Origin of the sequence: Danxiaibacter flavus (assembly GCF_041060425.1) — a bacterium.
Lineage (GTDB): Bacteria > Bacteroidota > Bacteroidia > Chitinophagales > Chitinophagaceae > Danxiaibacter > Danxiaibacter flavus.
The window spans coordinates 339,959-354,350 of the sequence record NZ_JAULBC010000001.1; the positions used below are offsets into that span (position 1 = coordinate 339,959).

Annotated in this window: 12 protein-coding genes; 6 read left to right on the plus strand and 6 right to left on the minus strand. The window is 39.7% G+C overall.

Features of this window, described 5'->3' with window-relative positions:
- The first annotated feature begins 38 nt into the window (after window positions 1–38).
- Both QTN47_RS01360 and QTN47_RS01365 read left to right on the plus strand, forming a co-directional pair.
- Window positions 39–1,049, plus strand: coding sequence for a PorP/SprF family type IX secretion system membrane protein (locus QTN47_RS01360; RefSeq protein ID WP_369327508.1), 1,011 nt, complete (start codon window positions 39–41; stop codon window positions 1,047–1,049).
- A gap of 64 nt (window positions 1,050–1,113) precedes the next feature.
- Window positions 1,114–1,587, plus strand: a complete 474-nt coding sequence (locus QTN47_RS01365; RefSeq protein ID WP_369327509.1) for a nucleoside deaminase — start codon at window positions 1,114–1,116, stop codon at window positions 1,585–1,587.
- A 213-nt stretch (window positions 1,588–1,800) separates the two neighbouring features.
- On the opposite strand, the gene QTN47_RS01370 is transcribed toward QTN47_RS01365, so the two are convergent.
- The 5 genes from QTN47_RS01370 to QTN47_RS01390 all read right to left on the minus strand — a co-directional run bounded on the left by QTN47_RS01370 (window position 1,801) and on the right by QTN47_RS01390 (window position 5,413).
- Window positions 1,801–2,622 (minus strand): sugar phosphate isomerase/epimerase family protein, encoded by an 822-nt coding sequence (locus QTN47_RS01370; protein ID WP_369327510.1) that lies wholly within the window; start codon window positions 2,620–2,622, stop codon window positions 1,801–1,803.
- 147 nt (window positions 2,623–2,769) lie between these two features.
- Entirely contained in the window at window positions 2,770–3,258 is a 489-nt protein-coding gene (locus QTN47_RS01375) for a bestrophin family protein (RefSeq protein ID WP_369327511.1), read from the minus strand.
- Window positions 3,258–3,650 carry a bestrophin family protein gene (locus tag QTN47_RS01380; RefSeq protein WP_369327512.1) on the minus strand — a complete coding sequence of 131 codons (393 nt, stop codon included), beginning with the start codon at window positions 3,648–3,650 and terminating at the stop codon, window positions 3,258–3,260. Before QTN47_RS01380 ends, QTN47_RS01375 begins: the two co-directional genes overlap by 1 nt.
- Window positions 3,651–3,679: 29 nt before the next feature.
- On the minus strand, window positions 3,680–4,552 hold the full coding sequence (locus tag QTN47_RS01385) for a fructosamine kinase family protein (protein ID WP_369327513.1): 873 nt from the start codon (window positions 4,550–4,552) through the stop codon (window positions 3,680–3,682).
- A gap of 36 nt (window positions 4,553–4,588) precedes the next feature.
- Window positions 4,589–5,413 carry an RHS repeat domain-containing protein gene (locus QTN47_RS01390; protein WP_369327514.1) on the minus strand — a complete coding sequence of 275 codons (825 nt, stop codon included), beginning with the start codon at window positions 5,411–5,413 and terminating at the stop codon, window positions 4,589–4,591.
- Window positions 5,414–5,528: 115 nt separating this feature from the next.
- On the opposite strand from QTN47_RS01390, the gene QTN47_RS01395 reads away from it, so the two are divergent.
- The 4 genes from QTN47_RS01395 (at window position 5,529) to QTN47_RS01410 (ending at window position 12,453) form a co-directional block, all read left to right on the plus strand.
- Window positions 5,529–6,644 carry a DUF3667 domain-containing protein gene (locus QTN47_RS01395; RefSeq protein ID WP_369327515.1) on the plus strand — a complete coding sequence of 372 codons (1,116 nt, stop codon included), beginning with the start codon at window positions 5,529–5,531 and terminating at the stop codon, window positions 6,642–6,644.
- A gap of 13 nt (window positions 6,645–6,657) precedes the next feature.
- Complete coding sequence (gene mazG / locus QTN47_RS01400; protein WP_369327516.1) at window positions 6,658–7,431, plus strand: nucleoside triphosphate pyrophosphohydrolase; 774 nt, start codon at window positions 6,658–6,660, stop codon at window positions 7,429–7,431.
- A complete protein-coding gene (locus QTN47_RS01405; RefSeq protein WP_369327517.1) occupies window positions 7,428–11,201 on the plus strand; it encodes a sensor histidine kinase in 3,774 nt (1,257 codons plus the stop codon). Before mazG ends, QTN47_RS01405 begins: the two co-directional genes overlap by 4 nt.
- A 119-nt stretch (window positions 11,202–11,320) precedes the next feature.
- Window positions 11,321–12,453 (plus strand): IS630 family transposase gene (locus QTN47_RS01410; RefSeq protein ID WP_369327518.1). Its coding sequence is split into 2 segments (ribosomal slippage): window positions 11,321–11,738 and window positions 11,738–12,453, totalling 1,134 coding nucleotides; the frame shifts between segments, so codons are not numbered across the junction.
- A gap of 119 nt (window positions 12,454–12,572) precedes the next feature.
- Here the strand turns inward: QTN47_RS01410 and QTN47_RS01415 are convergent.
- A complete protein-coding gene (locus tag QTN47_RS01415; RefSeq protein ID WP_369327519.1) occupies window positions 12,573–14,249 on the minus strand; it encodes a DNA polymerase/3'-5' exonuclease PolX in 1,677 nt (558 codons plus the stop codon).
- Window positions 14,250–14,392 lie beyond the last annotated feature (143 nt).

Below are 14,392 nucleotides of genomic sequence, written 5' to 3' on the forward strand. Positions count from 1 at the left end.
GTTTTTGTCTATATTTACAATATCCAAGAATAACTCAAATGAGAAAAGTTGCATTTTTATTATGTACATTCATTTGCATTAAATGGAGTTTTGCTCAGGACCCGCATTTTTCTCAGTTCTACGCATCCCCATTAACCCTTAATCCCGCTTTCACCGGAAAATTTGAGGGTGCTTTTCGTGTTGCAGGGAATTACAGAAATCAATGGCCCACAATAAACAGGGCTTACCAGACATCCACCGTTTCAGCAGATTTTCATTTGCTGCCAAATGTGCTTAGCTACCGGGATACCTGGGGTGTTGGTGTAATGGGGTTCACTGATAAGAGTTCTGCCGGTGCACTCAATTTCAATTATTTTTCTGTTTCAACAGCCTTTCACAAAGGGTTGGATGAAGACGGTTACCATCAGTTGGGACTAGGATTCCAGGCCACTTATGCCAATATGATTATTAACACATCGCAGTTAAAGTTTGAAGATCAGCTTACATCAAACGGATTTACGGGTGTTACCCAGGAAATGTTTAATGGAATGAGCCTTAAGAAAAACTACATGGATGTGAATGCCGGTGTATTGTACACTGCGAGTACCACCGATAAAAATAATTTTTATGCCGGTGTGAGCATGTATCACATTACCCGTCCCAAACAACAATTCACCACCGGGCCACTGTATTTGCTTGATCCGCGGATTACCGTACATGGTGGAGGATACGTACCTTTTGGGTTCAATAATACGTTCCATTTTAGTGGGTTGTATAGCAGCCAGGGAGGTGCAAGTGAAACTGTAATTGGTGGTTCGGTTCAGTTCCCTGTTAGTGAAGAGGGTGTAGAAAAGCCGACCAGCTTTTATGCCGGCGCATGGATGCGGTTGAAAGATGCCCTGATCCCCTATATCGGGTTAGAATACAGTGATTTTAGACTGGGTGTAACTTATGATATAAATGTATCAAGCCTGAAAACAGCTTCACAGAGCAGGGGAGGAATTGAAATATCTCTGATTTACATAAACAGACCTTCCGGTTCCAAAGGAATACCCTGTCCTAAATTCTAGTAAAGTACAAACCGTCTGCCCGGAAGATTCACTACTTGGATCTATCATTAAATCGTATGATTGTATGACGAGAGAAGAACAATTCATGCAGGAAGCTGTGCGTATTGGAATTGAAGGTATGCGCAATGGTCTTGGTGGTCCTTTTGGCTGTGTAATAGTAAAAGGCAATGAAATAATAGGCAGAGGTTGCAATACGGTGTTGTTATCCAATGATCCAACCTCTCATGCTGAAATTGTTGCTATTCGCGATGCTTGCAATGCGTTACAGGATTTTCAGTTGACAGATTGTGAACTTTATACGTCTTGTGAACCATGCCCTATGTGCCTTGGTGCCATTTATTGGGCCCGGCCTCAAAAAGTTTATTACGCATGTTCCCGCGGAGATGCTGCAGATGCAGGGTTTGATGACTCATTCATTTATGATGAGATTGCAAAAGAAACGGACTCCCGCAAAATACCTATGATACCTTTAAATGCGTCTACGTCCAAGCAGATGTTTGAGGAATGGAAATCTTTGGAAAATAAAAGGCTTTACTAGCAGCATTTTTGAGCCTCTCTCTGTATACTTCTGTATTTCCTCCTATGAAATAATAAGTACCGTTACACAGAGCCACTGAGAAGACACGGAGCAGCACAGAGAATAGGTTCAGATCTTTCTAAATCAGTCGAGATCTCTTAATAGTAGGAGCGTTTTTCTGGAGTTCGATGGTTTTATTAAATCCGCATTTTCTGAAAATAAGATGTGTACGGCTTATTGTTGAAGCAGGTATCTTTCCGCTAATAATTCCTTCATGTAATAATTGATTTCAAATTGATCAGCCACTGGCTTATTGCTGAACGGCAAAACCGGCATGTATGGTGGAGGTCCGAATTCTGTAGTGATGGTAAATACCGGTGCTTCCTGTTTTTTGCGATTTTCAATAATCAGATCCCACCAATTGAGAAAGCGACCAAGCGCGCCGGCCCACTCCAGAGCCCTTGGGTCGGGAACCTGCGGTCCCTCTTCATAACCAACTCTTGCATGAATATGTCTCGTCCGGTTAATAGTTTCAGTAACTGTATGGGAGAAATTTTCAAGATAGCTTTCGGTTACACAAACCCAGTGAGAAAGATCTGCCGTTATGGAAAAGTCATTCCTTGCTTCAAAATATTTTTCAGTCGCCGGAGGGCTGTATGCAAAACGTCCCCGGTGCGTCTCGTGTGCAATTGTAATGTTATGCTTATAGGAAAATTCTGATGCTATATCAATCAATTGAAGATTTTCCTCAAACGTAAAAAAGTCACGGCCCGTGTGCGAATTGATCATAAAAGGATTCCCTTCCGCACTCAGGTTGAGATAATGAATAAATGAATCTTTGAATTCGTTGAAATTTTTTCCGTGTGCCTGATGTTGATGACTTACGAGTAAAAGGTGATGCTTGCTGATTAAATTGAAAAGTTTTTCTTTTTGAACAGGATCTTCCGGAATAGATGTTTCAATGCCATCATATCCTGCATGTTTTATTTTCGCAATAAACAGGTTAATGTCAAGATGCTCATATCCCCATAGTGGACTCAGGATCTTAATTTGCATAGTTCCGGCGGTATAGCTAAATAAGATACAACAGATTTATTGCAGATAAAATATTTCAGCCTATATATAATTAAATATAATAGGTGAATGCCGATGCTATGTATGCTTGATAGTGTGCGATGACTAATGTGTGTGTTATTTCGATTCTCATGACAGTATTTCATAGATGTTCTTCCTGATTGTGTCGCTGATCTTTTGCATAGGAAGATCATTCGCATCCTTTCCAAAAGGTTCTTCTATTTCTTCCGCAATTAATTCAAGGCTGGCTAATACGTAGCAGATAAATGCCACAACCGGAATAACCATATAGCCGAGTGAAAAAACATATCCGATGGGTAGTGTGATAATATACACCATTATAAACTTTTTTATGAATGATGTATACGAGTAGGGAATAGGCGTATTCTTAATCCGTTCACAAGCACCGCACACATCCAGAAAGGATTGCATCTCGTTGTTGAGGACGATCAGTTGGTCACCGGTAATTTTTCCGTTTTTATACAGTGCAGTTATCCTGTTTATAATTAACGATGCAACCTGGTTAGGAACATGTTTGGTATTATCAAAGTCGGGAATCTCCGGATGCGGTTTTTCATCCAGTGAAAACCTGGTGGATTCAGCCTGCAAATGCAGCATCAGCTCCTGCGAAAACGCGGTATGATTGTTTTAAAGAAAGAACGTTCTCTGGCATCATCATGCGGCAGAAAACTATTTAATTTAACAGCCATATTCCTGCTGTTATTTACAAGGGAACCCCATAGCTTACGTCCTTCCCACCATCTGTCATAAGCCGTATTTGTTCTGAACACCAACAGCATTGAGATTGCAAAGCCTAAAAGACTGTGCATAATGGGGACATTTTTAACAAGGGTATTTTGAGAGAGTTTGAAATATTCCATTTCCAGGTAAGCGACCAGCCATGAATAAAGGCAAACAAAAATAAGCAGCGGAAAAAGTTTTCTTATTGTATCCGTCTTGTGTATGCTAAAAAGAAATTGTGCCCAATCCTTTGGATTATAACTGATCATGCTTGCAGGTTTAGGTAAAAATAAATCAATCAGGCGTATTTGCGGATAATTGATCTCACGGCGCTAACATAATGCCCGCCGAATAAAATGCAATGAACAAGCAATGGATAAAGCTGGCAGAGGTCAATACGTTGCTGCCAGTTTTGTTCCAAAGGATAAAAATCATTGTAGTGATTGTAGAAAGAACGGTCGAATCCTCCAAAAAGCATTGTCATTGCAATATCCATTTCCCTGTGGCCATAGTAAATAGCGGGATCGAAGATTTTAATATCACCTGTAGTTGATATCATGAAATTTCCGGACCATAGGTCACCATGTAACAAAGCGGGCTTTTCTTGCGGGAAGATCTCAGGTAAACGCAGGCAGAGTTTCTCCGCAAGCAATGCATCTTTACTATCAAGTTTGGCCTGGTCAATTGCCATGCGTACTAAGAACAAAATGCGGTGCTTTGCATAAAACTCATGCCACGTAGTTTCAAAGGTATTGTGTTGTTGCAGGCTGCCGATATAGTTGTCAAACGACAAGCCATAACGGTTGTGGGTTTGTGTATGCAGGGCCGCAAGTTGCTGCGCAAAATTCCTCCAGCTGGCAGGCGTTATATTTCCTTTTTCCAGGAATTCAAGAACAAGAAAAATACTTTCTGGTGTATTGCCGGCAAGAATAGCTTGTGGAAATAAATCATTAGATGCATTCTTTAGCAATCGTAAACTTTCCAGTTCCATCTTGAACATATCTCCATGAACTGAGTCATTCAGCTTAACAAAAAAATCACCTTTGTTTGTTGTTAAACGGTATGTTTCGTTAATGTCTCCACCATAAACTCTTTTTGCATCAAATGAAGTTATTTGTATGCCGCGTTGTGCATTTAACTGTTGTACAATATTGCTGAAGATTTGCCGCATTCTTATGGATTACCTGCAACAATTAAATAAAAGGGTCTACTGGTAACGGTAAACTATTTTACCTACCGGCTGATTTTGTTTGTTGGTACAAATTTCTGCAGTTTTTAAACCCTTATCATCAAACTGATAGCTCCATACAAGGTAATTGCTGCTGCCTGCAGGTATCTGGGTCATTTTCATCAGCTTTCCCTTTTCATCATATTCAAACAAATAATCCGGAAGCATTCTTTTTGCCTTTGTATTGTAACGCACAATATCAGTCAGTCTGTGATTGGCATCGTAGTAATAGAACCAGTGCTCCAGCTGCATATTTTTCTTTTTCCAGAGCTCTTCAGCAACATTGCCCTGATCATCGAATACGAAAGAAATTACAGTTGTATCTTTTTTGTCTTTGATACGCAACATCTGCTGTGGTTTTTCAGCATTATAAGTCCATATATGCTGTTCCTGGGATTGACCTCCCATAAAAGCATCCCTGGATTCGGAATTGATGGATAACAATTTTCCCCTGCTATCGTAACGATAAACGGAAGTTGTTTTTATGTTCCGGCTGCTGTCTATATTTTTTACAACACGGCCGTTAATGAAACTACTTTCCGAATAAGTGTTCACGCCTGCTCCATCCGTGCTATTGGTAATTATTAGATCACCATCCTGTGTAATGGATTGTTCCACTTTAAAAGTTTCGTTTACGGAGTTATCACTTTCGTAGCTAACAGCAGAAACCTTTTTTATTTTGTTCTCTTTTAATAATTCATTCTGGATTTGTGTTTGACGTGCAGCGATAACATCATAGTAATAATACTGGCCAAAACTTGCGCTTCCCGTAACTAATAAACTAACGAACAATAACCACTTCATTAAAAAAACAATTTAACTTCAAAAATACTTGCTTGCCCTCAAGAAAAAATGTAAAAGATTGAAGAATATTGTGTGATTAAAGTTGTTAATTACTTTTAGTTAAATTTTAACACGAATGAGCCATTTTAAAGAGCGTAAAGAAAAGATCTGTTTAAACTGTAATACGGAGGTTGTAGGGCGATATTGCCATGTTTGCGGACAGGAAAATATCGAGCCTAAAGAATCAGCATGGCACCTGATCACACATTTTGTTAACGACATTACGCATTTTGATGGCAAATTCTTCAGCTCTCTTAAATATCTGATATCAAAACCCGGATTTCTTTCATCAGAATACCTTAAAGGGCGCAGAGTGTCATACCTGCATCCAATTCGGATGTATGTATTCACTTCCTTTATTTTTTTTCTGATTGTATTCCTCGATACAGGAGACCATAATGTAAAGGATCCTGCCCTGATAAAGCAAGAATATGCGCAAGAGAAAGATAGTTTGATGAATGTTTTAAAACAGGAAAAAGACACCGCCAGGCAAAAGAAAACACTGAGTAAACTTGATCGCCTGAACAGAAAAATTATTACGCTGCATGAAATGGGACAGATCAGGAATTACGAGGGTATAGATACAAGCGGCTTTGCGAAAGCAGCGGCAGAGAATGCAGACGTGGTATTTACTGTTAATGACCGCGATTACAGGAGTCTTGAACAATATGATTCAGTTCAAAAACAACTCCCCGCAAAAGAACGTGACGGTTGGTTTATGCGACAGGTTGCCAAAAGGGGAATGGGCATCAATAAAAAATTTCAACACAACAGCGAAGAATTTGTAGAAAAGTTCAAGGAGAAATTTTTGCATTCCATTCCTAAAATGATGTTTGTGTCGTTGCCACTGGTAGCGCTGCTATTGCAACTGTTATACATAAGGAGGAAAGAGTTTTTCTATGTGAGTCATGGCATATTTGTGATTCACGTATACATAGCCATTTTCATTTTGATACTGGTAACCTATCTTTTTAGCTGGTTGGGTGATGTTTCAGGCTGGTCCATTTTTGGTTGGCTAACAGCGATAACGGTAATTGGAATGTTTTACTATCTATATAAAGCCATGCGAAATTTTTATCAACAGGGACGCGGCAAAACAGTGCTTAAATTTGGGCTGTTTAATCTGATGGTTTTTGTTGTGTTTATGTTGCTCGCTTCGGTTTTTGTTGTGAACTCATTATTGTCAATTTAAAAAATTTGATGTTATGTCAGTAGATGCGTCCTTCTTAAGACTAGTTAGAATAATGGATGAACTGCGTGAAAAATGTCCATGGGATAAAAAACAAACCATTCATACATTGAGAAGCATGACAATAGAGGAAACGTATGAACTTGCAGACGCAATCACACTGAATGACTGGCAGGGAATTAAAGAGGAATTGGGTGATATCTTATTGCATATCCTGTTTTATTCTAAAATAGGGGCTGAGCAACAGGAGTTTACGCTTGCTGAGGTTATTGAAGAAATTTGTGACAAACTGGTGATCCGCCATCCGCATATTTACGGTGATGTTCAGGTAAATGATGAAGAAGATGTGAAACGTAACTGGGAAAGAATAAAAAAGGAAGAAGGTAAAAAGAGCGTGCTAAGCGGCGTGCCTGTTTCGCTGCCGGCAATGGTAAAAGCGATGCGGATACAGGAAAAAGCAAAACAGGTTGGCTTTGAGTGGGAGAAGAAAGAAGATGTCTGGAAAAAGGTTGAAGAGGAAATGCAGGAGTTAAAAGAAGCTGAAAACGAGCAAAATAAGCACAATATTGAGGAGGAGTTCGGCGATTTGCTGTTTAGTTTAGTAAACTATGCACGGTTTTTGCAAGTTGATGCGGAGACTGTACTCGAAAAAACGAATAAAAAATTTATATCCCGATTTACGACAATGGAGCAGATTGCAGATTCCGAAGGAAAAGATCTCCGAAAAATGAGCCTGGAGGAAATGGACGCTATCTGGAACCAGGTTAAAAAAACAAACACTATACCTTGATAAAGGCATTGAAGGATGGAATATTGAAACATGGGTACCTGTTTATTACAGCTGCATGGTTGTACACTATTTCGTTTGTTCTCACCAATTATATCTCTTTTAATGCCTCCCCCGGCAGTGTTAAGAAAAGGCTTGAGGGAATAATCACGTCATATGAAAAGGATTTTAATGCCATTCTTGATAATGATGCCGTAATTGAAGATCTGCTGAAAGATGGCGGCAACGCAAACAAAGTTGCCGTTGGAAGCAGGAAATTTGGCGTTTTTACATACACGTTAAACGATCTGGGCAATCCGCTGCAGGTTTATTGGAACACCAATAGCATGGCGGTTAATCCAAAGGATCTGAAAAGAGAAGATGGTTCATATGCCGTGGAATATCCGAATGGCATGTTTGAACTGATCAAAACCAGCCGCCAGTATAAAGGTTCAACGTACATTATTGCCGGGCTAATACCCTTTCACTGGAACTACTTTATACAAAACAGCTATCTGCAAAAGAAATTTGAAGGCTTACCATGGCTCGATGAATATTATAAGATAAGCAAGGATGGAACAGGTGTGCCGATCAAGAATTCAACAGGGCAGATTTTGTTTCATATCAACCAGGTTCAGGATGTAGATACCGATCAGCCCACCGGTTTGTCTATTGCGTTACGTGTAATCGCCATAATACTTTCCTTTGTTTTTATTCACGCCATTGCAAAAGATATTGCAGATAAGCGGGGCTTTATTGCCGGCTTAATATTTTTTGTTGTGGTAATTTTTGTTGTTCGTCTTTGCAGTTACCTGTTTCCGTTTCCGTTTCATTTCAGGAACTATACACTATTCTTTTCGGGTATATATGGTTCGAATATTATTAATAAATCCCTGGGTGATTTATTGATAAACATTACCCTGCTTTTCTGGATCATTGCATTTATAAAGTACAACAACCTTCATCTTTGGAAAACGTCTTTTTCAGGAAATAAGAAATGGATGCATGTATTGTCAATCACATGCCTTTGTTTATTGCCTGTTATCACCTACGAATTTGTAGAGTTGATCAGAACGCTTGTAGTAGACTCAACCATATCGTTTGATGTTACCAATTTTTTCAGTCTGAATATTTATACAGTGATCAGTTTCCTGGTACTCTGTCTGATTATTCTCTGTTACTATAATCTGTCGCACCTGCTCTTGCTTCCCGCCATCCGCATGAATTACTCATTATTTGTAAGGTTATGCGTGGTAGCGGTGTTCGGCTTGCTGTATATTATGATGAATATTCATGCAGGCTCTATCGATCTCAAAATAATCACATTGCTCTGGCTGGCAGTATTTCTCATGCTGATGGAAGTGAGAAGCAATGACTACACGATAAGAATTATCAGGTCCTCCTTTTTCTTATTCTGGGTTATATTTTTCTCCGCGTCTATAACACTGCTGGTAGTAACACAGAATTCCCAGGTTGAAATGAAAAAGCGCAGGGCTACTGCTGAGCGTCTTGCTCTTCAAACGGATCCGCAAGGAGAGAACCTGTTTAGTTTTGCCACTACAGATTTTTCCAAAGCATTTGACAATTCTGATTTTAGCACACTGAGCAATGAATCTGTTAACAGGCGTTTTAAAGACAGTTTGCTAAAAGAGAATTTCTCTGGCTATTTAAGTAAATATGATACGCGTATTTACACGTTCGATAGCAGCGCCAATCCATTGTACAATGACGACTCTGTTTCTTACTATGCGCTTAGGTCAATTTTAAAAAACAGGGGTAAAGAAACGCGTATCCCGGATCTGTATTATTATGAGAACATGGCCGAGAAGTTCACTTACATTTATGAACATGAGATAAAAAACAGGCAGGATACTTCAATTGGATACCTGTTTATCGTGGCCCGTCCAAAATTGTATCGTAGTGAATCCCTCTTTCCTGAACTCTTCAGGCAGGAAAATAATATAAGCACGGAAATTGCCAGCGGCTATTCCTATGCATTATACAGCAAACAAAAATTAATTGCCAATTATAACGACTACAGTCTTTCAGACACCCTCACTAAAAAACAGTTGCCCAGCCTGGAGTTTGAGATAAGAAAGAGAGGCGATAACAGTGAATTGTGGTACGATGCCGGAAAAGCCAAAGTTGTGGTGTTGGTTAAAAAGAACAATTGGTTCGCAGAATCACTTACATTCTTCGCGTATGTATTTACAACGTTTATAGTTGCTGTAGTATTATTTCACTTTTGTGTAATTGTGTTCAGATCTCAGTTTCAATGGAAGAATATTCGTGCTATTTTCAATTTCAATATCCGGACACAAATACAATCTACCATCATCTTTATCAGTCTGTTTTCATTTATAGTGATCGGTATTGTTACTATATCTTTTTTTATATCCAGGTATGACAGAAATAATCGCGAAAGATTATCAAAAAACATACAGGTTATCGCAAATGAGGTAGAGAAGCGGATTAAGAGTTCCTTAATGTTTGAAGAAGCAACTGAAGCGGGGGACAATGCACTGAACAGTCCGAATGGCGTATTGGAAAAAAACGTGATCAGTATTTCCGAGGAGCATAACGCCGAAGTAAATATTTATGACAAGTCGGGGAATTTGAGAGCTTCTACACAGCCGATGATCTACAGTAAACAGATCATGAGCAATAAGATGCAGCCTGTTGCATTTTACAATCTGCGCTATGACAGACGGCTGGTATTCGTGCAGGATGAAGCTATTGGAAACTTTACATACCTCAGCGCATACATTCCGATTCGCGAGACAAACGGAGATGTGATAGCATATCTGAATATTCCTTATCTGAATACTGAAAGCGAGTTGAACCAGGAGATCTCCAACTTTCTTGTAACACTAATAAGTCTGAACGCCTTTATATTTTTGCTTGCCGGAGCCATCGCGATGTTGTTAACCAACAGGATCACGTCTTCATTCCTGTTTATTACTAACAGAATGAAAGAGATCAACCTGCGGAAATTAAATGAAGAGATTGTATGGAACAGAAATGATGAGATCGGTGTATTGGTAAAAGAGTATAACAAAATGGTGCATAAGCTGGAAGAGAGTGCCCATGCCCTTGCACAAAGTGAAAGAGAAGACGCCTGGCGTGAAATGGCAAGGCAGGTAGCACATGAAATTAAGAATCCGCTTACGCCCATGAAGCTCAGCATTCAATACCTGCAAAAAGCAATTGATAACAATGCGGCGAACGTAAAAGAGTTGTCAAGACGCGTGGCTGATACTTTGATTGAGCAAATTGAGCAACTGACAAAAATAGCCGGTGACTTCTCGCAATTTGCTAACATCGGAAGTAATATGCTGGTTGAACGTTTTGACATTACAGATGTATTACAATCTGTGATCAGCCTGTACAAAACTGACAGCCGCCTGTATATTTTATGGGACAGAGAAGACTCCGAATACTTTATTAATGCCGATAAAGTACAACTCAACCGCCTGTTTACAAATCTCATTAAGAATGCAATAGAAGCATCGATGGAGAACAATCCTGTTAGGATAATGATCCGGCAGTATGCAAGTGACGGATTTGCAATCATTGCTATACAGGATTATGGCGTAGGTATACCTCCCGAAATGCAGCCGAAAATCTTTGTGCCCAACTTTACCACCAAATCTTCCGGTACCGGCCTTGGCCTTGCTATCTGCAAAGCCATCGTCGAAAAAGCCAATGGCCACATCTGGTTTGAAACCCAGGAAAGCATCGGTACAACGTTCTATGTATCCATTCCGTTGAGCGATGAAGTGCTTGAGGGGTGAGGTGTGAGGTGTGAGGTGTGAGGTATCAGGTATCAGGTATCAGGTATCAGGTCCGGCAACTAGTGTTAAGTTAAGTATATTATGACGTATTATATTTGTATATTTGGCAAACTATACAAATGATACGTTATACAATTAAGCTGACTAAAACAGAGGTAGAAGAACTAACGGAAATAATTAGTAAAGGCACCCATACCTCGCAAACTTTCCGGACTGCCTATATTCTTTTGAACTGTGACGAGGGAAAATATTCCGAAAAGATAACCAATGAGCAAATAAGCAAAGTACTCAAGGTTGGAATGCGCACTATAGACAGGGTAAAGAAAAAATTTATTGAAGAAGGTTTTGAGTCTGTGCTAGAAAGACGTCCAACTACCCGTGTTTATGAGAATAAGGTAGATGGAGATGTTGAAGCGAAGTTGGTAACCCTATGTTGTAGCGAACCACCTAAGGGATATGCTAAATGGTCTTTACGGCTGTTAGCAGACAAAATGGTAGAATTAAAGTATGTTGAAAGCATCACACATGTCACGGTTGGAAACGTCTTAAAAAAAATGAACTTAAACCCTGGAAAGTAAAGGGCTGGGTAATTCCACCACAGGGCAATAGTGAATTTGTGGCAAACATGGAAGCGGTATTGGATGTATATAAAAGGCCCTATGATGCAGATTTTCCCGTAGTCTGCATGGACGAATCGCCAAAGCAACTGATAGAGGAGCTGCGGCCGTCCACTAAAATGAAGCCGGGTCAGGATGCAAGAAGGGATTATGAGTATGTACGCCACGGAGTGGTGAATATATTTATGGCTAACGAACCCCTGAAAGGAAACCGAATGGTGAAAGTTACAGAATTCAAGACCAGGAAGCAATGGGCTGCTTTTATGAAGTGGATAGCAGACAAGCAATACCCGAATGCCAAAAGGATAACGTTGGTGATGGATAACTTTAAGACGCACACAGCATCAGCATTTTACGAGACCTTTGAGCCCGCAGAAGCGAAAAGGCTTTGGGATAGATTTGAATTTGTATATACCCCAAAACATGGCAGCTGGTTGAATATGGCTGAAATAGAACTGCACGTATTGAATGGCCAATGCTTAAACCGGCACATCTCAACGATGAGAAAAATTAAGGAAGAAGTTGAAGCATGGGAATCCGACAGGAATAACAGAAACAGTAAGATAAACTGGCAGTTCACTAACAAAGACGCACGGATAAAATTGAAAAAACTTTATCCGTCAATTTATGATTAACATAACACTACCACATACAATTGCCGAAAACTCCCCGATGCATAAAAACTCTTCTTACTGTCTTACGATCTTACACGTCTTACTATCTTACTGTCTTACAGTCTTACGGTCTTATGGTCTTACGGTCTTTTCTTCTTCTGTTCTTCAACAAATTTTTCAAATTCAGCCAATGAATAGCTGCTCAGGTTTTTATCTTTTGTAAGTCCCGCTTTTTGCGCCGCCAGTACGCCGTACTTTGTATCTGCAAATCCTTCTATGCTGTGTGCATCAGGATCGATAGAGATTAGTACGTTCTTTTCAAGTGCATAATCAATCCATCTCCAGTCAATATCCAGTCTTCTTGGGTGAGCGTTTAATTCAATCACCACATTATTTGCCGCACACGCTTCAATGATCTTTTTATGATCGACAGGATAGCCATTGCGGCTAAGCAATAATCTTCCGGTCATATGGCCAAGAATACTTGTGTAAGGATTTTCAATGGCTTTCAGAAGACGCATCATTGCTTTTTCTTCTGTCATTTTTAAGTTTGAGTGAACAGAAGCGATCACGATATCGAATGTGTTCAGTACTTCATCTGCATAATCAAGGCTGCCATCGTTTAAAATATCAGACTCAATGCTTTTGAAAATTTTAAAAGGAGCAAGTTTTTTATTCAGCTCATCTACCTCGCCATGCTGTGCAATAATTCGCTCTTCTGATAATCCGTTTGCGTAGAAAGCTGTTTTGGAGTGATCGCTTATTACAAGATATTGCAAGCCCAGCCTGACGGCTTCTTTGCCCATTTCTTCAATACTGTTTACACCGTCGCTCCATTTGCTGTGACTGTGTATAATAGCCGTAATATCAGCAGGCTCAATAACTGCAGGCAATGCGTGTTGTTGCGCTTTGGCAATGATTGCGGCGGTTTCTCTTAAATAAGGTTGAATATAGTCGACTCCGGCGTTAGCAAAAATTTCTTCTTCAGAATTATATGTTTTGTTCTTGTCAAACAAACCCTGCTCTGCCCATTCCGTTAAGAAGCTTTCGCTGCAGCTTGTGATGAATTGTTTTAAATAGATCTCTTCTTTGGGAGAATAATAGAAGACCAGCTCCACGTGTTCTTCTCCGGTAAACGATATCTGTTCTTCTGATTGAGTAACTGTGGAAAAGTTGTTCTTTTCGAAATATGTTTGAAGCTCAGTTAATGGGCTGTCTGTAACCCATTCCAGTTTAGTAATGATCTCTGTGTGTTTTCTTATATCGCCGGTAGGTAAGAATAAACTTCCCGGAAATGCTTCCTTGATTTTATTCTGTACAGCGGCAGCATACGACTCAATTTGGGCATACAGGTAACTGCCTTTGTTGCCGAGATAAAACTCAATGGACTCTTTGATGTTTTTCTGTGTCTTTTCTCCAAAGCCTTTATATAAGGTTAATCTGTTTTCGTTGCATGCATATAAAAGCTCACCCAGGCTTTCAACCTCGAGCTCCTTCCAGATAGTTGAAATTTTTTTCGGACCAATACCCTTAATATTCAGCATTTCAATGATACCTGCAGGGGTACGTGTTACATATTCATCAAGTATCGGAAGTGTACCTTTTTGTAACTGTTCAATAATTTTCTGACCAACACTTTCTCCAATGCCCTTAATGGAAAAGATCTTATCCTGCGGTAGTTCCGCCAATTGCATGGGCAATTTTTCAATGGTAAATGCAGCCACTGAATAAGTCTTTGATTTAAAACTGTTCTCGCCATGAATATCCATCAATTTGGAAAGCATCGAGAAGTTATCGGCAATTGCGTAGTTGTCCATTGTTAAGAAGCTTTTAGCAATCAGCTATCAGCAATGAGCTTAAGCATTTTCCTAATCATTGTTGATACCGGATGTTCGTCCCAAAAATAGGTAAGATTGTTGTTGAAAGAAAAAGAGAATAAGGCGGGAGTGTTTGTGGGTTT

Excerpts from the sequence above, each read along its gene's own strand:
- QTN47_RS01360 (WP_369327508.1), top strand. The coding sequence starts at position 39 with ATGAGAAAAGTTGCATTTTTATTATGTACATTCATTTGCATTAAATGG.
- QTN47_RS01365 (WP_369327509.1), top strand. The coding sequence starts at position 1,114 with ATGACGAGAGAAGAACAATTCATGCAGGAAGCTGTGCGTATTGGAATT.
- QTN47_RS01370 (WP_369327510.1), bottom strand. The coding sequence starts at position 2,622 with ATGCAAATTAAGATCCTGAGTCCACTATGGGGATATGAGCATCTTGAC.
- QTN47_RS01375 (WP_369327511.1), bottom strand. The coding sequence starts at position 3,258 with ATGCTGCATTTGCAGGCTGAATCCACCAGGTTTTCACTGGATGAAAAA.
- QTN47_RS01380 (WP_369327512.1), bottom strand. The coding sequence starts at position 3,650 with ATGATCAGTTATAATCCAAAGGATTGGGCACAATTTCTTTTTAGCATA.
- QTN47_RS01385 (WP_369327513.1), bottom strand. The coding sequence starts at position 4,552 with ATGCGGCAAATCTTCAGCAATATTGTACAACAGTTAAATGCACAACGC.
- QTN47_RS01390 (WP_369327514.1), bottom strand. The coding sequence starts at position 5,413 with ATGAAGTGGTTATTGTTCGTTAGTTTATTAGTTACGGGAAGCGCAAGT.
- QTN47_RS01395 (WP_369327515.1), top strand. The coding sequence starts at position 5,529 with ATGAGCCATTTTAAAGAGCGTAAAGAAAAGATCTGTTTAAACTGTAAT.
- mazG (WP_369327516.1), top strand. The coding sequence starts at position 6,658 with ATGTCAGTAGATGCGTCCTTCTTAAGACTAGTTAGAATAATGGATGAA.
- QTN47_RS01415 (WP_369327519.1), bottom strand. The coding sequence starts at position 14,249 with ATGGACAACTACGCAATTGCCGATAACTTCTCGATGCTTTCCAAATTG.